The organism is Prevotella sp. P5-108, assembly GCF_002251385.1.
Lineage (GTDB): Bacteria > Bacteroidota > Bacteroidia > Bacteroidales > Bacteroidaceae > Prevotella.
Genome location: NZ_NPJJ01000018.1, coordinates 47,078 through 67,444, shown reverse-complemented (window position 1 = coordinate 67,444; position 20,367 = coordinate 47,078). Strand labels below are relative to the sequence as shown.

General features: G+C 57.1%; 13 protein-coding genes. 4 read left to right on the top strand and 9 right to left on the bottom strand.

Annotated elements, in window-relative coordinates; genetic code table 11:
* Nucleotides 1–66 precede the first annotated feature (66 nt).
* The 4 genes from CIK95_RS02460 (at nt 67) to CIK95_RS02445 (ending at nt 8,555) form a co-directional block, all read left to right on the top strand.
* Nucleotides 67–2,301 (top strand): GH92 family glycosyl hydrolase, encoded by a 2,235-nt coding sequence (locus tag CIK95_RS02460; protein WP_254046407.1) that lies wholly within the window; start codon nt 67–69, stop codon nt 2,299–2,301.
* Between the two features lie 94 nt (nt 2,302–2,395).
* On the top strand, nt 2,396–4,903 hold the full coding sequence (locus CIK95_RS02455; RefSeq protein WP_094466166.1) for a glutaminase domain-containing protein: 2,508 nt from the start codon (nt 2,396–2,398) through the stop codon (nt 4,901–4,903).
* Complete coding sequence (locus tag CIK95_RS02450) at nt 4,900–7,599, top strand: alpha-L-rhamnosidase (RefSeq protein WP_094466165.1); 2,700 nt, start codon at nt 4,900–4,902, stop codon at nt 7,597–7,599. Before CIK95_RS02455 ends, CIK95_RS02450 begins: the two co-directional genes overlap by 4 nt.
* 119 nt (nt 7,600–7,718) lie before the next feature.
* Nucleotides 7,719–8,555, top strand: coding sequence for a Bro-N domain-containing protein (locus CIK95_RS02445; protein WP_094386769.1), 837 nt, complete (start codon nt 7,719–7,721; stop codon nt 8,553–8,555).
* A gap of 252 nt (nt 8,556–8,807) precedes the next feature.
* On the opposite strand, the gene CIK95_RS02440 is transcribed toward CIK95_RS02445, so the two are convergent.
* The 9 genes from CIK95_RS02440 to CIK95_RS02400 all read right to left on the bottom strand — a co-directional run bounded on the left by CIK95_RS02440 (nt 8,808) and on the right by CIK95_RS02400 (nt 20,314).
* Entirely contained in the window at nt 8,808–9,797 is a 990-nt protein-coding gene (locus CIK95_RS02440) for a lysophospholipid acyltransferase family protein (RefSeq protein WP_371591356.1), read from the bottom strand.
* A gap of 16 nt (nt 9,798–9,813) precedes the next feature.
* The gene (locus CIK95_RS02435) at nt 9,814–11,643 is read right to left on the bottom strand and encodes an ABC transporter ATP-binding protein (protein ID WP_094386768.1); all 1,830 of its coding nucleotides are present in this window, start codon (nt 11,641–11,643) and stop codon (nt 9,814–9,816) included.
* A 54-nt stretch (nt 11,644–11,697) separates the two neighbouring features.
* Entirely contained in the window at nt 11,698–13,038 is a 1,341-nt protein-coding gene (miaB, locus tag CIK95_RS02430; protein ID WP_022310459.1) for a tRNA (N6-isopentenyl adenosine(37)-C2)-methylthiotransferase MiaB, read from the bottom strand.
* 24 nt (nt 13,039–13,062) lie between these two features.
* Nucleotides 13,063–13,977 (bottom strand): phosphatase PAP2 family protein, encoded by a 915-nt coding sequence (locus tag CIK95_RS02425; protein ID WP_094466267.1) that lies wholly within the window; start codon nt 13,975–13,977, stop codon nt 13,063–13,065.
* Nucleotides 13,978–14,072: 95 nt separating this feature from the next.
* Nucleotides 14,073–15,068: an NAD(P)-dependent oxidoreductase gene (locus tag CIK95_RS02420; protein ID WP_094466164.1), complete on the bottom strand. Its 996-nt coding sequence runs from the start codon at nt 15,066–15,068 to the stop codon at nt 14,073–14,075.
* A 168-nt stretch (nt 15,069–15,236) separates the two neighbouring features.
* Nucleotides 15,237–17,129 carry a hypothetical protein gene (locus CIK95_RS02415; protein WP_094466163.1) on the bottom strand — a complete coding sequence of 631 codons (1,893 nt, stop codon included), beginning with the start codon at nt 17,127–17,129 and terminating at the stop codon, nt 15,237–15,239.
* A gap of 18 nt (nt 17,130–17,147) precedes the next feature.
* Nucleotides 17,148–17,798 (bottom strand): hemolysin III family protein, encoded by a 651-nt coding sequence (locus CIK95_RS02410; protein WP_022310455.1) that lies wholly within the window; start codon nt 17,796–17,798, stop codon nt 17,148–17,150.
* Nucleotides 17,795–20,023 carry a ribonuclease R gene (gene rnr / locus CIK95_RS02405; RefSeq protein ID WP_022310454.1) on the bottom strand — a complete coding sequence of 743 codons (2,229 nt, stop codon included), beginning with the start codon at nt 20,021–20,023 and terminating at the stop codon, nt 17,795–17,797. The genes CIK95_RS02410 and rnr overlap by 4 nt, the downstream gene beginning before the upstream one ends.
* Before the next feature lie 78 nt (nt 20,024–20,101).
* Nucleotides 20,102–20,314 (bottom strand): hypothetical protein, encoded by a 213-nt coding sequence (locus tag CIK95_RS02400; RefSeq protein ID WP_094466162.1) that lies wholly within the window; start codon nt 20,312–20,314, stop codon nt 20,102–20,104.
* Between the last annotated feature and the right edge of the window lie 53 nt (nt 20,315–20,367).

The window sequence follows — 20,367 nt, the reverse complement described above, 5'->3', positions numbered from 1 at the left end:
TTCTCTGCGGTTTGCATTACCTTTGTAGCAAAGATATATAATATGTATAAGAAGACGATATTAGCTATGGCGCTGCTTGCCATGTCGGTGATCTCGACACAGGCACAGAAGCAACCGGTAGATTATGTCGATCCGTTTATCGGAACGACCAATTTCAGTGTGTGTAACCCTGGCGCCATCCGGCCTCACGGCTTGATGTCTGTGGTTCCGTTCAATGTGATGGGGTCCGACCTCAATGTCTACGACAAGGACGCCCGCTGGTGGTCTACGCCCTATGTGCATGAGAACAAGTACTTCACCGGTTTTGCCCATGTCACCCTGAGCGGTGTGGGCTGCCCCGAGATGGGCTCTCTGCTGCTGATGCCCACGCAGGGCAAGCTGGATGTAGACTACCGCCACTATGGCTCCGAGTACCGCAACGAACAGGCTACGCCGGGCTACTACTCCAACGAGCTCACCAAGTATGGCATCAAGTGCGAGGTCACCGCTACCGACCGCTCTTCCATTGAGCGCTTTACCTTCAAGAAGGGCGAGGCCCATCTGCTCATGAACGTCGGCGACGGACTCACCAACGAGGTGGGAGGAAGCATCCGCCGGGTTTCGGATACCGAGATAGAAGGCATGCGACTGTTGGGAACATTCTGCTACAACCCTCAAGCCGTGTTCCCCATGTACTTCGTGATGCGCGTGAACAAGGCGCCGCGCGAGGCAGGCTTCTGGAAGAAGCAGCCGCCTATGACCGGCGTCGAGGCACAGTGGGACCCAGACAACGGAAAGTACAAGATATACCGTAACTATAAGCGTGAGCTCGCCGGCAATGAGGTGGGCTACTATTTCAGCTACGACGCCGAAGAGGGCGAGCAGGTTGAGGTTCAGATAGGCGTCAGCTTCGTGTCTATTGCCAACGCCCGCGAAAATCTGGACCACGAGCAGCAAGGTTTCCAGTTTGACAAGGTTCGCGCAGAAGCACGCAAGCGTTGGGCCGAAACCCTCAACACCATTACCGTTGAGGGCGGAACCGAGGCACAGCGCCGCGTGTTCTATACCGCTCTCTACCACACCCAGATACATCCCAATATCCTCCAGGACGTCAATGGCGAATACCCCGAGATGGAGAACGGACGTATAGGACGTACCGACCGCACCCGCTACACGGTCTTCTCGCTCTGGGATACGTATCGCAACCTGCACCAGCTGGAGACTCTGCTCTATCCCGAGCGACAGACCGACATGGTGCGCTCGATGATAGACATGTATAAGGAGTGGGGATGGATGCCGAAGTGGGAGCTGTTCGGACGGGAGACATGGACCATGGAAGGCGACCCGTCGATACCTGTCATTACCGATACCTGGCTCAAAGGTTTGCGCGACTTCGACATCGAGACAGCCTACAAGGCGTTCCGCGCCAGTGCCACGCTGCCCGGCAAGGACAACCGCATGCGTCCCGACATCGACGACTATATCGCCAAGGGCTACGTGCCTCTCGGCGCCTTTGCCCAGGACAACTCGGGAGACAACTCGGTGTCGCACGCCCTCGAATACTATATCGCCGACTATGCCTTGAGCAATCTGGCGACAGCCTTGGGCAAGAAGGACGATGCCGCCCTGTTCTACAAGCGTTCACTCGGCTATAAGCACTATTACGACAAGAAGTTTGGAACCCTGCGCCCACGCCATGCCGACGGCTCCTGGCTCACCCCGTTTGACCCCAAGGACGGCGCCGACTTCTCCAACGCTCCCGGATTCCACGAGGGCTCGGCCTGGAACTACACCTTCTACGTGCCCCACGATGTGAAGGGACTGGCACGCCTCATGGGTGGCGAGAAGGCTTTTGTCAACAAACTGCAGCGGGTGTTTGACGAGAATCTCTATGACCCTGCCAACGAGCCCGATATCGCCTATCCCTACCTGTTCAGCTACTTCAAAGGCCAAGAGTGGCGCACGCAGAAAGAGGTGGCACGCCTGCTCGACAAGTATTACAAGGCCACGCCCGACGGTATTCCCGGCAACGAAGACTGCGGCACCATGTCGTCGTGGGCCATCTTCTCGATGATGGGTCTCTACCCCGACTGCCCCGGCCAGCCCTACTATACCCTCACTTCTCCCGTTTTCGACCGCGTGACGCTGCATCTCGACAAGCGTTACTATCCCCAGGGCGACATAGTTATCGAAGCCAACCGCGACCTTGACGGCCAGAAATTTATCAGCAGCATGTCGCTCGGTGGCAAGAAGCTCAGCCGCTACCGCATCTCTCACGACGAGCTGACCCGTGGCCGCCACCTGGTCTTCAACCTCAAATAAGAAACTTATCACGAAGTTTGTAGAAACCAGCACCTGCATCAGGGCGATTTCTACAGACTTTATCATTATTACACGTTATCTCTATACCATTATCATGAAACAGAAATCAATGCTATTGGTGGCGCTTCTCGCCACATTCTTGGTTTACGCCAAGGCCGACAACTTCTATGAGCCCTATCGCCAGACAGCGCTGCGCCTGCCTGCCGTTCCGCTCATCACCAATGACCCTTACTTCACCCTCTGGTCGCCCTACGACCACCTCAACGACGGTAACATCACCCACTGGTCGCCCCGACAGAAGCCCCTCGAGGGTCTGTTGCGCGTAGACGGACAGGTATACCGCTTCATGGGAACCCCCGCCAAGAAACTGCTCGACGTGGTGGCGCCCAATGCCGAAGACGCCGAATGGGAGGGCCGCTACACCACCGACACTCCTGCCGACGGATGGCAGAAGCCCGGCTTCGACGACACCGCATGGAAGCAGGGCAAGGCCGCCTTTGGCACCAAGGAAAACCTCACCATGCGCACGCTCTGGACCGGCGACGGCAGCAATATCTACATACGCCGCACCGTCACGCTCACTGCCGACCAGCTCGCCCGCGACCTCTATGTCATCTGGTCGCACGACGACGATGGCGCCCTCTTCATCAACGGCACCCAGGTGCGCAGCGAGAAGGGCTATAGAGACGGCGCCCGCATCGCGCTCACTGCCGACATGAAGCGGCTGCTGCATGAGGGCGAAAACCTCATTGCCATGCACGGACACAATGGCACCAAGGGCGCACTGGCCGACTTCGGCCTCTACTGCGACGCTGCCCCCGTGCTCAAGGAGATACGCCAGGCGCGCCAGACCTCTGTCAGCGTGCTCGCCACCAGCACCTACTACACCTTCGAGTGCGGCCCCGTCAAACTCGACGTGGTCTTCACCTCGCCCATGCTCTACGACGACCTCGAGCTGCTTTCCACCCCAGTGGGATACATCTCCTACCGCGTGGCAGCCACCGACGGCAAGACCCACGATGTGCAGTTCTTCATGGGCGCCGACCCCATGGTGGCCAAGTTCAAGAAGCCCCAGCCCACGCGGTCTACCTTTGAGACCCACAATGGCGTGAACTATGTCAAGACAGGCACCATAAACCAAGCCATCCTTGCCACCAAGGGCGACGGAGTGTGCATCGACTGGGGCTACTTCTACATGCCCGCCGTCAATGGTACCGTGAGCCTGGGCGAGAGCACCGCCATGATGACCGCCTTCATACGCAAAGGTGCCCTGCTCGCGACCCAGACCGAGATGATAAGCCGCAAGAGCTACGATGTGCCCACCCTCGCCTATATGCGCAACCTGGGTCAGGTCTCTACTGCCGAGAGCTATATGATGATAGGCTACGACGAGATTTTCGACATCGAGTATATGTTCCACCGCTACAAAGGCTACTGGGCACGTGACGGCCGCACCACTATCTTTGACGCCTTCGACCGTTATCATAGAGACTATCAGAATATCATGGAGCGCAGCCGCCTGCTCGACAAGCGCATCTACGACGACGCCCTCGCCGCAGGCAACGTGCACTACGCCGAGCTGCTCTCTGCCTCCTACCGCCATGTCATGGCAGCCCACAAGCTCTTTGAAGACAACGACGGCAACCTGCTCTTCTTCTCCAAGGAGAACGCGTCCAACGGCTGTGTCAACACCGTCGACCTCACCTATCCCTCAGCCCCCCTCTTCCTGATATACAATCCCGAACTGGTAAAGGCCATGATGACCAGCATCTTCGAGTATAGCCGCAGCGGCCGGTGGGACAAGCCCTTTGCCGCCCACGACCTGGGCACCTATCCCATAGCCAACGGCCAGGTATACGGAGCCGACATGCCGCTCGAGGAGGCTGGCAATATGCTCACCCTCGCCGCCGAAATCTCGCGCATCGAGGGCAACACAGCCTACGCCGACCGCTACTGGGACATCATCACCACCTGGGCCGACTATCTGGTAGAACACGGACTCGACCCCGCCAACCAGCTCTGCACCGACGACTTCGCCGGACACTGGGCACACAACGCCAATCTGGCGCTCAAGGCCATCATGGGTGTGGCTGGTTATGCTAAGATGGCAGAGATACGCGGCAATGCCGACGTGGCCAAGCGCTACATGGACAAGGCCCGCGAGATGGGCAAGCAGTGGGAGCAGATGGCGCGCGAGGGCGACCACTACCGGCTCGCCTACGACCGCGAAGGCACCTGGAGCCAGAAGTACAACATCGTGTGGGACAAGATGTGGGGCACCCATATCTTCTCGGACAAGGTGATGGACCGCGAGTTCAAGTATTATCTCACCAAGCAGAACAAGTATGGCTTGCCGCTCGACTGTCGTAAGGACTACACCAAGAGCGACTGGATCATGTGGCTCGCGGGTATGGCCCCCAACGCCAAGACCTTCGAGGCGCTCATGGAGCCTGTCTACACCTATGTCAACGAGACGCCCACACGCGTGCCCATCAGTGACTGGCACAACACCAAGACCGGCCGCCAGCAGGGATTTAAGGCCCGCTCGGTTATCGGTGGCTACTGGATGAAAGTGTTGATGGACAAAAACAAGAAGAAATGAAATACACATTCCTATCATTGACCCTATTGGTGGTTTCGGCGATGGCCGGAGCCACCAATGCCGTTGCTGCCCCCGCCAAGGGCAAGCCCGCTGTGGCGGTGACAGCCACCCGCGTCGAGGGGCTCGACCACGCCGAGGGCATAGACTGCCCCCGACCACGCTTCAGCTGGCAGCTTGATGCCTCTGTGCCCAACGTCAAGCAGACGGCTTACCGCATACGCGTGGCATCGTCGCCACAGCTGCTGCGCAAGGGCAAAGCCGACATCTGGGACTCCGGATGCCAGAACTCTGACCGCCAGCTCTACATCGACTATGCAGGACAGCCGCTCGCCAGCGGCACCCGCTACTACTACCAGATAGAGAGCCAGACCACAGCCGGCAGCGCCGTGAGCCGCGTGGGCAACTGGCTCACTGGCCTGATGGACCGCACCGAGTGGCGTGCCCTGTGGATAGGTGGCAGCTTCGACTCTGATGTCGAGGCGCCCAAGGACCGACGCACCCGCATCAACGCCCGCTATCTGCGCCGCGACTTCAGCATCGCGGGGCGCGTAAGGAGCGCCGTGCTCTACATCAGCGGACTGGGACTCTACGAAGCCTACATCAACGGACACCGCATAGGCACGCAGGTGCTTGCCCCCGGACCCACCAACTACGACCGCGAGGTGATGTACAATACCTTTGATGTGACCCGCGAGGTCAGGCGCGGAGCCAACGCCATAGGCGTGGTGCTGGGCAACGGCCGCTTCATGGCCATGCGCAACCCCGGCATGCGCGGCTTCGGGCTGCCACGGCTCCTGGCCCAGCTCGTGGTGACCACCACCGACGGCCGCCAGACGGTGATCGCCACCGACACCTCGTGGCGCATGATGGCCGACGGCCCCATACAGACCAACAACGAGTTTGACGGCGAGCGTTACGACGCCACCCGCGAGATGCCGGGCTGGAGCCTCGCCGGATATGACGACAGCCGCTGGCGGCAAGCCGAGCGCGTCAAGACTCCGGCGCCCGTGGTGCGCGCACAGATCAACCCCAACATCGAGGTGATGGACAGCGTGGCGCCACGCTCCATCTACCGTACTGCCGACGGCCGCTATATCATGGATATGGGGCAGAACATGGTGGGAAGGCTGCGCATCAGACTGCGCGGCGACGAGGGCGACACGCTGCGGCTGCGCTTTGCCGAGCGCATGAAGGACCGCGACTCGCTCTTCATGCTCAATCTGCGCACGGCGCTCGTCACCGACACCTACGTGAGCGCCCACAAGGCTGCTACCTGGGAGCCGAGGTTTACCCTCCACGGCTTCAGGTTTGTCGAGCTGAGCGGCTTCAAGCGCCAGCCATCGCTTGCCGACATCCAGGGGCGGGTGGTCTACGACCGCATGGCCACCACCGGCACCTTCGACACCTCTGACCCCACCATCAACGCCGTCTACCACTGCGCCGTCTGGGGCATTCGCGGCAACTACCGTGGCATACCCACCGATTGTCCGCAGCGCGACGAGCGGCTGGGATGGCTCGGCGACCACGCCACAGGGTCTTATGGCGCCAGTTATATCTACGACGCCCACCAGCTCTACGCCAAATGGGTGCGCGACATCACGCTTACGCAGCGTGCCGACAGTGTGGTGAGCGACATCGCACCGCGCTACTGGAGCGTATACAGTGACAATGTGACCTGGCCCATGGCGTGGTACACCGTGGCAGCGATGCTCGACGAGCAGTATGGTGACTCGCAGCCCATCCGCGAGGCCTATGAGCCGATGAAGATGTTCATGCTGCATCTCAAAAACCGCTACGATGACCACGGCATCATCACCCGCGATGTCTACGGAGACTGGTGTCTGCCGCCCGAAAGCCCCGAACTCATACACTCCAAGGACTCTACACGCATCACGCGTGGTCCCGTGCTCGCCACGGCAGCCTACTACCGGCTGTGCCGGCTCATGGAGCGCTTTGCCGGGATAGCGGGCAAGACCGCCGATGTGGCGCTGTGGCAGGAGATGGGCAGGGAGACGCGCGAGGCGTTCAACCGCCGCTTCTACCATGCCGACAAGGGCTGGTATGACAACAACACGGTGACCGCCAACATCCTGGCGCTGCGCTGGGGGCTGGTGCCCGAGGGCGAGGCCGATAGAGTGTTTGGCCAGGTGGTAGCCAAGATGACCGCCGCCGGCACTCCCCATATCTCTACCGGTGTGCTGGGCACGCAGGAGATCATGCGCGGACTCACCGACTATGGGCGTGGCGACATAGCCTATACCCTCGCCACCAACCGCACCTATCCCAGTTGGGGATTCATGACCGACCACGGCGCCACCACCATCTGGGAACTGTGGAACGGCGACACCGCCAACCCACGCATGAACTCCGGCAACCATATCATGCTCCTGGGCGACCTCGTCATCTGGTACTACCAGTATCTGGCGGGCATCGGTCAGACCAGCGACAGCCGCGGCTACAGTCACATACGCCTGCAGCCCCGCATCCCAGAGGGTCTCACTCATGTCAATGCCACCCACCGCTCGCCCTATGGTCTCATAGAGAGCCGCTGGCGTAGAGACGGCAATATGCTGCACTGGCAGTTTACCATCCCTGCCAATACTACTGCCGAAGTGTGCATCCCCCAGCGTGGAGGCACCTACGACACGCGCCACTATGGTTCGGGCACCTATGAGGTAAGCACCGCCATCAGGTAGGGCGATAGACCGTCAAAGGGGGCACAAGCTCAATAACCACAATTACCCCAAAATCGGTCATTAGGGCTTGCTTAGAGAAGATAACATTGATTGACAATATGATAATGAAATAGAATAATATGACGAAGAAGGAATCTCTTCAACTATTTGAAGAAAAGAAGGTGCGCACTGTATGGGACGATAAGGAGGAAAAATGGTATTTCTCCATTGTGGATGTATGCGGTGTGCTGACTGACAGCAAAGATGCCAATGCTTATTGGAGAAAGCTGAAGCAGAGGCTCAAAAAAGAAGGTAATGAAACCGTGACAAATTGTCACGGGTTAAAACTTCGTGCCTCAGACGGCAAATTGCGCATGACTGACGTTGCCGACACTGAGCAACTCTTCCGCATTATCCAGTCGATTCCTTCACCGAAGGCAGAGCCTTTCAAGGTATGGATGGCACAGGTGGCAAGCACTCGTTTGGAACAGATGCAGGATCCTGAAAAGAGCATAGACCAAGCCATTGTTGACTACAAACGTTTGGGATATTCCGATGCTTGGATAAACCAGCGTATTAAGTCTATAGAAATCAGAAAAGAACTCACCGATGAATGGGCACGCACTGGTGTACAGCAAGGCCTGCAATATGCTTCTCTTACCGACATCATTACCCAAGAGTGGAGCGGAATGACGACCAAACAGTACAAGAGTTTCAAAGGCTTGAAGAAGGAAAGCCTGCGCGACAATATGACCAACATGGAGATAGCTCTCAATATGCTTGCCGAGGCATCTGCCACGGAGTTGTCCAAACAGCGCAACCCTAATGGATTCCATCAGCAGAAGCAAGTTGCTAAGGATGGTGGCAGCGTGGCGAAAGCGGCACGCACGCAGTTGGAGTCAAAGCTGGGACACGGAGTGATAACACAGGCTAAAGCCAGTGATTATCTGCCAAATATAGAAGATAACGATGAATAAGAATATTTTTGCTGTCCGCTAAAACTCTAAAGAGCACAAATACCTCGCCCGGAGTCCTCTGAAAATGGGATTTCGGGCTTGTTTCTTCAAAAAGTAAGCCCCACTCTAATCAAAACTTGGAGAATGTTATTGATTGAGTGTAAAAAGCGTTAGGTTATGACCACAAATAATCAACCTCTAATGACCGATTTCCTCTATAAATAGTATATTTTTATCCTACTGGTGTAAAAGGGGTTTTATATATGTTTGGGTTTATAGTGGGTTGTTGTCTTGCGCTGCTGCAGCGTTGCGCTTGCGTCTCAGCTCTTCGACCGAGTCGGTAAGGTTGACGATGCCTGTGGTGGGGTCGAGCCTCAGATTGTATTCCTCGTGGCTGCGCTTCCAGCGGTTGTGGGTCCAGAGATAGCACTCGGGCTGCCGGCGTATCGACGCCTCAAGCAGCTGGAAGTAGCGGTCGGTGAGCTGCCACTCGGTGGTCTGCTCGGGATGGTCGGTGATAGGCACGAAGTGAGCCTCGTAGTATCCGCGTCGTATGCGGCGCACGTCGATGTAGAAGACTGCCTGCCGGGTGCCTCGCATTATCTTCTCGGTGCCCGTGAGCACAGGCGTATCGTGGTGGAGGAAGTCGAGCCAGTGGTGGATGTTGTTCCAGAAGGGTATCTGGTCGGATATATATCCCATGATGATAGGCTGGTGCTCGGCACGGTAGCGCGCGATGCGTCTCAGAGTCTCTGCCATAGGTATGCTCTCAGACCCGAAGCGCGAGCGCAGATGCAGGAAGAGGCGGTCGAACTCCTTATTCTCCAGTACATGGTATATCTGTGTGCACTGTGCTGCCTGTGTCACCCACAAGGGTAGTGAGGTAATCCACTCCCAGTTGCAGAAATGTCCGAGATAGATGCCCACGGACTGTCCGCGCTCGATGGCCTCGTTGACCTTGTCTGTTCCGGTGAAGCGCATGTGGCGCATCATCCATCGGCGGTTGATGGAGAGGAGCTTGATGGTCTCGACCAGATAGTCGCAGAACCATGAGTAGAAGCCCCGTTCTATGGCGCGGCGCTGTGTCTCGGACTTCTCGGGGAACGACTCTGCCAGATGCCTGCGCACGAGTCGCTTGCGGTAGCCCACAACGTGGTAGACGAGCAGATAGAAGAAATCTGACACGATGTAGAGTACCCGTAGCGGGAGCAGCGAGAGCAGGTAGAGCAGTCCGAAGATGAACTTGTATAAGATACGCATCATAGTGGTAGTCGTGGGGTTAAACCTGCTGCATGTCGTGCAGCTTCTTGTAATAGCCGTCTATCTGGAGCAGCTCGTCGTGGGTACCCCGCTCTACGATACGGCCCTCGTGGAGCACGCAGATTTCGTCGCTGCTCTTGATGGTAGAGAGTCGGTGGGCTACGGCGATGGTTGTGCGCGTCTTCATGAGTCGCTCCAGCGCCTCCTGAACCAGTCGCTCGCTCTCGGTGTCGAGTGCCGAGGTGGCCTCGTCGAGGATGAGTATGGGCGGGTTCTTGAGTATGGCGCGGGCTATGCTGACGCGCTGTCGCTGTCCGCCGCTGAGTCGTCCGCCGCGGTCGCCGATGTTGGTATCGAAGCCGTGCTCTGACTCGGTGATGAACTCATAGGCATTGGCTATGCGTGCGGCGCGCTCTACCTCTTCCTTGGTGGCGTTGCTCACGCCGAAGGTGATGTTGTTGTAGAACGAGTCGTTGAAGAGGATGGCCTCCTGGTTGACATTGCCGATGAGCTGTCGCAGGTCGTGTATGCCCAGGTCCTTGACATTGATGCCGTCGATGAGCACCTCGCCCTCCTGCACATCGTAGTAACGGGGGATGAGGTCGAGCAGGGTAGACTTGCCCGAGCCGCTCTGTCCCACGATCGCGATGGTCTTGCCCTTGGGTATGACGAGGTTGATGTCGCGCAGCACCCACTGCTGGTCGTAGCGGAAGGACACGTGGCGGAACTCAATCTGGTGCTCCAGCCCGCTGATGTGTACGGGGTCGCTCTTCTCGCGGATGTCTATCTCGGCATTGAGTATGCGGTCGATGCGCTCCATGCTGGCCAGACCCTTGGGGATGTTGTAGCTGGCGCGCGAGAACTCCTTGAGCGGGTTGATGATGGAGTAGAGGATGACGAGGTAGTAGATGAATGTGGGGCCCGTCATGACGTGGCTGCGCAGCACCATGATGCCGCCAAACCACAGCACGATGACTATCATGAGTGTGCCCAGGAACTCGCTCATGGGGTGGGCGGCCTGCTGGCGCACCTGCACGCGGGCGAGGTTGTCACGGTAGCTGGAGTTGGTGCGGTCGAAACGCTGGTTCATCTTCTCCTCGGCGCAGAAGGCCTTGATGATGCGCAGTCCGCCGAGGGTCTCCTCGACCTGGCTCATGGTGTCGCTCCATAGCGCCTGGACTTTGATGCTGCTGGCCTTGAGCTTGCGTCCCACCACGCCCATAAACCATCCGAAGAGGGGCACGAAGCAGAGGGTGAAGAGGGTGAGCTTCCACGAGATGAAGAGCAGGGCGCAGAAGTAGAAGAGTATAAGGATGGGGTTCTTGATGAGCATGTCTATCCAGGCCATGATGCTGTTCTCAATCTCCTGCACGTCGCCGCTCATGCGGGCGATGATGTCGCCCTTACGCTCTTCGCTGAAGAAGCCGAGCGACAGAGAGGTAATCTTCTTGTACAGCGAGTTGCGGATGTCGCGCACCACGCCTGTACGCATAGGGATGATGGCTGCCGAGGACAGGAAGTAGGCGGCCGTCTTGAGGAAGGTCATGAAGGTGAGAATCAGACCTATCAGCAGCAGAGTGGTCACGGGGTTGGTGATGCTGATCAGTTCGCGCACGTAGTAGTCGGCATTGTTGGACAGCACGTCCTTGATGTTGCCGCTGCCCCAATCCATGAGGTGGGTGGCTGTGGCATGTCCCTTGACGTCGAAGAGTATCTGCAGGATGGGGATGATGGCTGCAAACGAGAAGATGTTGAGTATGGCTGCCAGGATATTGAATATCACCGAGCCTACCAGATAACGCTTATAGGGCGGTACGAACCGTCTGATAATTTGTAAAAACTCTTTCATAATTACAAAGGTATGTCATTTATGAATATAAAACAACAAAAGGGGTAATGTTTTTTACGCCTCGGCGTGTATTTCTTCGCCGAAGAGTGTGGCGCTGGTGCTGCCGGTGATGCGTACGCGTATGGTTTCGCCCACGTGGTGGGTGCCCTTGTCCACAACTACCGCCTTGTTTTGCGGGGTGCGTCCCATGAGCTGTTCGCGGCTGCGCTTGCTCACGCTCTCGAGCAGCACGTCGAACTCGCGGCCCACATCCTTGCGGTTCTGCTCGGCGCTGACCTCGGTCTGGAGCTGTATGAGCTGGTTGAGTCGGGCAATCTTGACCTCCTCGGGCACATTGTCGGGCAGATGCTTGGAGGCGTAGGTGCCGGGGCGCTCGGAGTACTTGAACATGAAGGCGCTGTCGAAGCCCACCTCGCGTACGAGCGAGAGGGTGAGCTCGTGGTCTTCCTCGGTCTCGTCGTGGTAGCCCACAAAGAGGTCGGTAGATATGCCGCAGTCGGGTATGATGCGCCGTATGGCGGCTATGCGCTCCAGATAGTCCTCGCGGGTGTACTTGCGGTTCATCAGATGGAGTATCTTGTTGGAGCCGCTCTGTGCCGGGAAATGTATGTGGTGGCAGAGATTGGGCTCCTCGGCAATGGCGTAGAGTATGTCGTCGGTCATATCCTCGGGGTTGGAGGTGGTAAAGCGAACGCGCATATCGGGCACCGAGCGCGCCACAAGCCGCAGCAGCTGGGCGAAGGATGTGGAGCCCTCCTCGCGCTTGCCGGCGGGCGAGAGTCCATAGGAATTGACGTTCTGGCCAAGCAGCGTCACCTCGCGGAAGCCCCGGTCGCGCAGGTCGGCCACCTCGCGCAGGATGCTGTCGACATCGCGTGAGCGCTCGCGGCCTCGGGTGTAGGGCACGATGCAGTAGTGGCAGAAGTTGTTGCATCCGCGCATGATGCTGACAAATCCGCTGATGTGGGCGAGGCCTATACGCTGCGGGATTACATCCCGGTAGGTCTCGGTCTTGCTCAGGGCGATGTCGATGGCATTGTGGCCGGTCTCGCACTGCGCCATCATGTCGGGCAGATTGAGATAGCTGTCGGGCCCGCATACCAGATTGGCGTGGTGGTGGTCAATGAGTTCGTCCTTGACGCGCTCTGCCATACATCCCAGTACACCCAGGATGAGGCTGCGGCCCTTCTTCTGCTCGGCATGGAGGGTCTCGAGCCGGTTGTATATCTTGTTTTCAGCGTTCTCGCGTATGCTACAGGTGTTGAGGAAAATGGCGTCGGCGTCGGCCTCATTGTCACACAGGTCATAGCCCGCCATCTTCATGATGGAAGCCACCACCTCAGAGTCTGCCACGTTCATCTGGCATCCGTAGGTCTCTATATACAGTTGTTTCATTATCTTGAGTTTTCTATAGGTTTTCTATCTGTGTCTGCGCTCGACCATGCCGCGCGAAACAGCCATGAACAGGGCGAAGAAGAGGGCTCCCGTGGCCAGACCTGCCAGTGCGTCGATGGCGTAGTGGGCCTGGATGTAGACCGTGGCCATGCAGAGGAACACGTAGAGCGGCAGCAGGCATATCAGGAGCTTGCGGCTGCGCACATGCCACAACAGGAGCATGCACACGGTGGATATGCCCACATGGGAGCTGGGGAAGGCTGCCGTGGGGCGTTCTCCGGCGGCTTTGGCGTCTTCGACCATCTGGTAGAAGATGCCGTCGGTATAGCCCGGAGTGGCGAGGCAGTCGGTGTGGGTGCTGAAGTAGTGCCCCAGGTTGGGGAACACGCCTTCGGCGATATGGCGCAGACCTGCCGCCTTATAATAAAAGGTGGGGCCCACGACCGGCACCAGGTCGAAGATGACATAAAAGGCCATAAACGACGCCATGATGACGAATATGCAACGCTGGAACTCGGCATAGTGGCGGAGGAAATAGACCAGAGCCACGCAGGCTATCATGGGGTAATAGGCGGCGTAGCCCATGCTCATCAGCTCGGAGATGACGGGCGAGGAGAACTTCTCGGCAAACACCAGCGCGGGCTGGAAACCAAACAGCGCCTGCTCCCACTGGGCAAAGACGTGGTCCAGATTGGGCAGCACGCGGTTGAGCTCATAGGTATCGGGATACCACCATGCCAGCAGCGCCATCTGTCCCACAACTCGGGCAAATATAGTGGCACGGCAGGGCACGATGCGATAGACTGTCCACAGGGCAGCCATCATCGCCACCACGCGCATGCGGCCCCAAATCATCGAGTCGGGGTTGGCGAGCTTGGTATAGGTAAACAGGATAAAGAGCAGGGTAAACACCAGATAGCCCAGCACCACCCACTCCATCGCCAGGAGTCCGCGGCGCGGCTGTTTCTCTATGCGGAAATAATCTAACAGTTTTTTCACTTCTTGTATGTATTATGATATGCAAGCCGATGGCATCAGAGCCATCCCTCATTCTTGTACCAGTCTATGGTTTCGGCCACGCCGCGGGCGAGGTCGTAGTGGGGGTGGTAGCCCAGTTCGTCCATAGTGGGCTCGATGTCACAACGCCAGTTGCGCTGGCGCAGGATGTTGAACTTGTCGTGGTTGAGGGCTGAGATGCGTCCGGTGGAACGCGCCACGAGTTCGCCTATGGATGTCACAATCCTCAGCACCCAAACCGGCGCAGTGATGCGTATCCACCAGGGGTTGCCCAATGCCTTACGGATAAGGTTGCTGAAATCGGACGAACGATAGACATTGCCGTCGCTGAGGAAGTATTTGCGACCGTTCATGCCGTGGTCGAGGGTGAGGAATATGGCTTGCACCACGTCTTTGACATAAACAAAGGTGATGTCCTGACGCTGGAAGCCTACGGCGAAGTCGATGTGGTTGCTGATGGATTTCGCCATCATGAAGTAGTCTTTCTCCCGAGGGCCATAGACGCCCGTGGGTCGGAGAATGACGTATGGAAAGTTGTTGCCTACGGACTCGAGGAACCTTTCGGCCTTGAGTTTGCTCTTGCCGTAAGCAGTATTGGGGCGGGGGTAGTCGTGCTCGGTTATCTCCTGATAGGGCTGCTCTTCGCGGATGGCTCCCATCACGCTGAGCGAACTGAGATAAACAAAGCGGTGGATGGGCATCTGCAGGTTGAGTATCGCCTTGACCAGCCGCTTGGTTCCCTCGGTGTTGACCTCGTAGAACGTGTCCTCGTTGAGGCACTTCGTGGCTCCGGCGGCATGGATGATATAGTCGAAGGAATGGGGGCGCAACGCCTCTTCCAATCGCTCTTGCGACGAGAAGTCCAGCTCGATAAAGTGGATACGTGGGTCGGCGAGATACTTACGCGAACTCGATGGGCGCACGGCTGCCCAGGTCTCCATGCCTTGGCGCAATGCCTCCTCAACGATAAAGCTGCCTATAAAGCCGCTCGCACCCGTTATAAGTATGTTCATTAATGGTGAATTATGTAATCAGTATGCAAAATTACATGAAAATAAGCGTATTACAAAATAATTGCACCATTTTGTTGGTTTTTGCCCCATTCGCCACCACATTTGGGGGCTTGCGCTCCCTGTCTTCCATGCCTGTGGGTGGCGTCTTGGCGGTGGTGGCGATAGTGGCTACTTCTTGATATGACGATGGGGAATGTCCCACTTCTGGCACTGCTCGCACCAGGCGCGCTCGGTATTGCCGGTATAGTTGGGCTCGTCCACGCGCACGTCCATCTTCTTTCCAGCCGGCTTGCGGGTATTTTTCCGCTGCTGCCCACTGCTCGACGGGCTGTTGCTTCGCATCTCCTGGGCGCGGCGGTTATTGTACTCAGCTTCCTGTCGCTGGTGGTTAGCGTCATACTCGAACAGACCATGCTGGGCATTGTATCGGTTGATGTTGGCTTCATGTTGCCTGTATACCGACTCGGCAATGGGGCGGTCGTACAGTTGTTGCTGCCCTTTGAGCGGGATATAGATAATGTGGCTCCAGTCTTTGGCTATCTTTATGGTCGGCGCATCGATGTAGGCGCCCTGGCTATAACTAAGGAATCCCGGTTGGTAGAAACGTCCACCCACGACGATGTAGTCGCTCTCATACTTCACGTTGTCGGGGCCGAAATCGCGGGCAAGGATACCCAGGTTGTAGGCTCGGAGCTGTATCCAGCAGCCACCATTGGCGTGGCCCGTGATGTTGAGGCTCACCTCGCCAGCCTTGCCGCCCGATTTGGCATAGAAGTAAGTGGTGTTGGAAGCGGGTAAGGTTCCGAAGGCGGGATGGACGATGCCTGCCGATGTCTGCGCCACGTGACGTTTAGCCTGCGACTGCGTGGCCGCACTGCGTGGAGTCTGCGTGGAAGTAGAGCGATTTCCATTCCGCGCCTGTGCCTGCTGTCGTTGCCTATTGGCAGTCTCCTTGCGCTGTTGCCGAGCCAGCAATCGGTCTTTCTGAGCCTGGTCGGCCTGTGCCATGGCCAGCAGGTTCTGCGTCTTGGCCGTCTTGGGTATCTCGGTGATAAAACACTTGTCTACACGGGCGATGAACTCGTAGAAGGGAACCGTTATCCGAGTCTTCCACAGCTTGTCGTTGTCGTTGGCACGTGCCAGATAGGGTCCCAGGTACTTGGCCATGTTCTTAGCCATGTGCTTGACCATGTGCGAGGGCCTCTTCTGCTCTGGGATGACCGTCTGCCCCATGGCATCGATTACCACGATGGTGCCCCGGTCGGTCTTGCAGGTGAAGAGAGCCGTCCGCTCAATCTGTTCGGGTGTACACTGAGTGCCTTTGTACTTGGTTTGGGTGTATATGTTATCATCCAGATACAGGTTGTCTATATCGGCGTATATGGGAGGCACTATGACCTCGCCAGCCATGTTCATTAGGCCGTAGTGGCGGTCCTTTACAAAGCGTATCAGTCCTATTATATTCTCGTTGTGACCGTCAGCGTTGTTGCGCAGAGGGTATGGCCATACATCGTACATACGGTCACCATACTGTCGGTCTCCATCTACAGGGCCGTTGCCTATGCGCTGCATGTCGGCACCCAGTATGTCCCATTTGCCATTGTCCTTGCGTCGGCAGAAGAGCAGTTCGCCCTCCCAGTCGGTGCCATAGTCCCATATCTTTATCTCACTATAAATGTCGCTGATGCGTTGGCCTCGGGCATTGATAACATAGCAGTTGGGGTGGTCATTGATGATAATGTAGTAGGGCGTAATATCGGCAAAGGGATAAGGGCCGTTTCCCACAATGTTAAAGTCGCGGTCTATAATATAATAGTCGTTGCTCCCCTTGTACCGTGCCTCGCCTAAATAGCATCGATAGGGGAAGAAGAGGAAATCGAAGTAAGGCTGGACAACCCATTGGCCAGAGCTGTCGACGATACCCTGCAGGCCATTGGGGCCTTTCTTGGTGGTGCAGGTAGGAAACTTCCACTTGTCGAACCGCGACTGTGCGCTGGAGACTACTGTCGACAGACCCAGAAGGGCAATGAGCAGGCTGCGTTGAATGGAGATTGTGGGCATAAGCTATATTTTACAGGGTTAGATATACTGCATCAGCACATCCCATACACAGATGATATGGCACACCGAACCGAGGAGCACGAAGAAGTGGAAGATGGTATGGTTGTACTGCCGCTTGTGTAGCGTATAGAAAAGCGCGCCGGTGATATAGGCCACTCCCTCGGCGATAAGCCATACCACTGCCGAGGTACTCACGGCGTCCATCAGCGGCTTGAAGGCTGCCAGCACCGACAGGCCCATCAGCACGAAGCACAGAGTTTCGAGGTTGCTGTGGGCCTTGAGCTTGCGAAATGCCATGATGGTGCCGGTGATGGCGCAGAGCCACACGAAGACAAACAATCCCCATCCCCAGTAGCCCTCATCGCGCAGAGCCACGAGGGTGATGGGCGAATAGGAGCCGGCTATGTGCCAGTAGATGGCAGCATGGTCCCATCGGCGCAGCCGCTCTTTCCATACAGACTTGGCGCTGAGGGCGTGGTAGACGGTGGATGCCGTATAGGAGCAGAGCATGCCAAAGAGGTAGAGTATCACGCCCGCCGTGGCCCAGCCGTTGTGGGCCTGGGCGCACCATACCAGAAAGATGGTGCCTATCACCACGCCGAGCATGATGCCGCCGGCGTGGCTCCACGAGTTCCAGAGTTCCTCTGTGTGCGTGTACTTTATCTTCATCTCCTATGGCGCATCTTGACCACGGGCTTGTCATTGCCGACAAGCGTGAAGTCGAGTTGTTTCTTTTCGAGATTGGTCTTGGCCACCTGGATGCGCACGGCGTCGCCCAGCTGGTACTTGTGGTGGCGACGACGGCCCACGAGGCAGAAGTTGCGCTCGTCAAACTCGTAGTAGTCGTCGTCCAGGTCGCGCATGGGTATCATGCCTTCACAGTGGTTCTCGTCTATCTCGGCATAGATGCCATAGGCTGTGATGCCGCTGATGTGGGCGTCGAACTGCTCGCCCAGGTGGTCGCCCATAAATTCCACCATCTTGTACTTGATGGAGTCGCGCTCGGCGTTCTGCGCCACCAGTTCCATGTCAGAGCAGTGCTCGCAGAGCTCCTCATAGTGCTTGGCGTTGGCCGAACGGCCGCCCTCAGCGTAGCGGGTGAGCAGGCGGTGGACCATGGTGTCGGGATAGCGGCGGATGGGACTGGTGAAGTGGGTGTAGTATTCGAACGCCAGACCGAAGTGGCCTATGTTCTTGGTGGTGTATTTGGCCTTCATCATGGCTCTCAGCGCCACCTTCTGTATCAGGTTCTGCTCGGGATGTCCCTCACATTCCTCCATGAGTCGGTTGATGCTCTTTGCCATGGCTTTCTTGGTGCCGTCGGTCTTTACCCTGTATCCGAACTTGGCTATAAACTCACGCAGCGTCTCCATCTTTTGTGGGTCGGGGTTGTCGTGTACGCGGTAAGGCAGCGTTTTGGCCTTCCTGCCTTTCGCGGTCTTGCCCACGCTCTCAGCCACAGTCCTGTTGGCGAGCAGCATGAATTCCTCTATCAGTTTGTTGGCGTCCTTTGAGCGCTTGAAGTAGCAGCGTATGGGTTTGCCCTTTTCGTCGATGTCGAAGCGCAGTTCCTCTGAGTCAAATTTCACTGCACCGTTCTTGAAGCGGGCAGCGCGCAGCCTCTTGGCCAGTCTGTCGAGAGTCACTATCTGTTCGGCGTTCTCGCCACGGTATTTGCCGTCCTTGGGCTTGGGAGCCGGTTCGCCGGTGCCATCCACCACTCCGTTGTCTTCCAGTATCTTCTGCGCGTCTTCATAAGCATATCTGCGGTTAGACCGGATGATGGTATGCACGATGCGGTAGTCTCTTACCATGGCGTCTTCGTCGAGGTTGAAGACCACGCTGTAGCAGAGCTTGTCTTCGTCGGGGCGCAGCGAGCAGACGAAGTTGCACAGCCGCTCGGGCAGCATGGGGATGGTGCGGTCTACCAGATAGATAGACGTGGCGCGACGCTCGGCCTCGCGGTCTATGATGTCGCCCTCGTGCACATAGTGAGACACGTCGGCGATATGCACGCCTACCTCCCAGAGTCCGTTGGCGAGGCGCTTGATAGACAGCGCGTCGTCAAAGTCCTTGGCGTCCTTGGGGTCTATGGTACAGGTCCAGGTGTTGCGGAAGTCCTCGCGCTCGGCCTCGTCCTGCTTCGTGATTTCGCCCGTGATCTTGTCGGCGGCGTCTTCCACAGCCTTGGGGTAGCGGTAGGGCAGTCCGTATTGGGCGAGGATGGTGTTCATCTCCACATCGTTGTCGCCACACTTGCCCAGGATGTCCACCACTTCGCCTATCATGTTGGTGTGCTCCTCGTCGGGCCAGCTCACAATCTTTACCACCGCCTTGTCGTCGGTCTGACCTTTCTTCAGCCTCTTCTTGGGGATGAGTATGTCGCGCGCCAGATTGTCGTTGGTCTTCAGGAAGGCGATGTCCTTGCCTACCACCAGCTTGCCCACGAAGGTGTCTTTCTTGCGCTCCAGTATCTCTATCACCTTGGCCTCCTTGATATGGTTCTGGCGACGCGCCATCACCGATACTCTCACCTTGTCGCCGTCGAGCGCGCCCATGGAGTTGCGCTCCGACACGAAGATGGGCTGCTCGCCGTCGGAGGGTACGAATGAGTTCTTGCCGTTAGACTTCCGTCTGAATACGCCTTCCTGTACCTGGCCCTTGGTGTTGAGCTGATACGAGTTGATGGACGTGCGCACGAGGAAGTCGTCCCACGCCATCTCTTCCATCGTGTCTACCGCCAGCATCTTGGCAGGATGGGTGTCCAGGTGTAGGGCTCTGAATATCTCTTTGAATGTATAGACTCGTTCCGGATTTGCGGAGAAGAAATTAACCAGCATCTCGGACAGCTGCCGTTTGGTGATGCGCTTCCCGCCTTTCTTTGCTTTTCCCATAATGGTAGTGTTTTAGAATTATATTGCAAATTAAGGGAAAAAAAATGATATAACGAAGAAAAAGTTGATAAATTTCGGTTACACCCTCGTCAGCCCCGCCGTTATGGCGACGACGATGCCGCCCTCCGCCATATATATTAATAAGGTGTAGGCCGTCCCCTTGCCCCTTGCCCTTGCCCCTACGGTGGCGGCAAGTCCCTCTGATGGCGTCGCCAGCCTCCCGACGCGCGCCGAAATCAGGAAAATGCACATAATCGTCACTCCCTCAGTCAATTTCTTGGCAGAAAGCATCGCGCAATTCAAGTTTTTTATCTAACTTTGTCCCATACGAATATTTATAACCA

Excerpts from the sequence above, each read along its gene's own strand:
- CIK95_RS02450 (WP_094466165.1), top strand. The coding sequence starts at position 4,900 with ATGAAATACACATTCCTATCATTGACCCTATTGGTGGTTTCGGCGATG.
- CIK95_RS02410 (WP_022310455.1), bottom strand. The coding sequence starts at position 17,798 with ATGAAGATAAAGTACACGCACACAGAGGAACTCTGGAACTCGTGGAGC.
- CIK95_RS02435 (WP_094386768.1), bottom strand. The coding sequence starts at position 11,643 with ATGAAAGAGTTTTTACAAATTATCAGACGGTTCGTACCGCCCTATAAG.
- CIK95_RS02460 (WP_254046407.1), top strand. The coding sequence starts at position 67 with ATGGCGCTGCTTGCCATGTCGGTGATCTCGACACAGGCACAGAAGCAA.
- CIK95_RS02440 (WP_371591356.1), bottom strand. The coding sequence starts at position 9,797 with ATGATGCGTATCTTATACAAGTTCATCTTCGGACTGCTCTACCTGCTC.
- CIK95_RS02415 (WP_094466163.1), bottom strand. The coding sequence starts at position 17,129 with ATGCCCACAATCTCCATTCAACGCAGCCTGCTCATTGCCCTTCTGGGT.
- rnr (WP_022310454.1), bottom strand. The coding sequence starts at position 20,023 with ATGGGAAAAGCAAAGAAAGGCGGGAAGCGCATCACCAAACGGCAGCTG.
- CIK95_RS02420 (WP_094466164.1), bottom strand. The coding sequence starts at position 15,068 with ATGAACATACTTATAACGGGTGCGAGCGGCTTTATAGGCAGCTTTATC.
- CIK95_RS02445 (WP_094386769.1), top strand. The coding sequence starts at position 7,719 with ATGACGAAGAAGGAATCTCTTCAACTATTTGAAGAAAAGAAGGTGCGC.
- CIK95_RS02425 (WP_094466267.1), bottom strand. The coding sequence starts at position 13,977 with ATGGAGTGGGTGGTGCTGGGCTATCTGGTGTTTACCCTGCTCTTTATC.
- CIK95_RS02400 (WP_094466162.1), bottom strand. The coding sequence starts at position 20,314 with ATGCTTTCTGCCAAGAAATTGACTGAGGGAGTGACGATTATGTGCATT.
- CIK95_RS02455 (WP_094466166.1), top strand. The coding sequence starts at position 2,396 with ATGAAACAGAAATCAATGCTATTGGTGGCGCTTCTCGCCACATTCTTG.
- miaB (WP_022310459.1), bottom strand. The coding sequence starts at position 13,038 with ATGAAACAACTGTATATAGAGACCTACGGATGCCAGATGAACGTGGCA.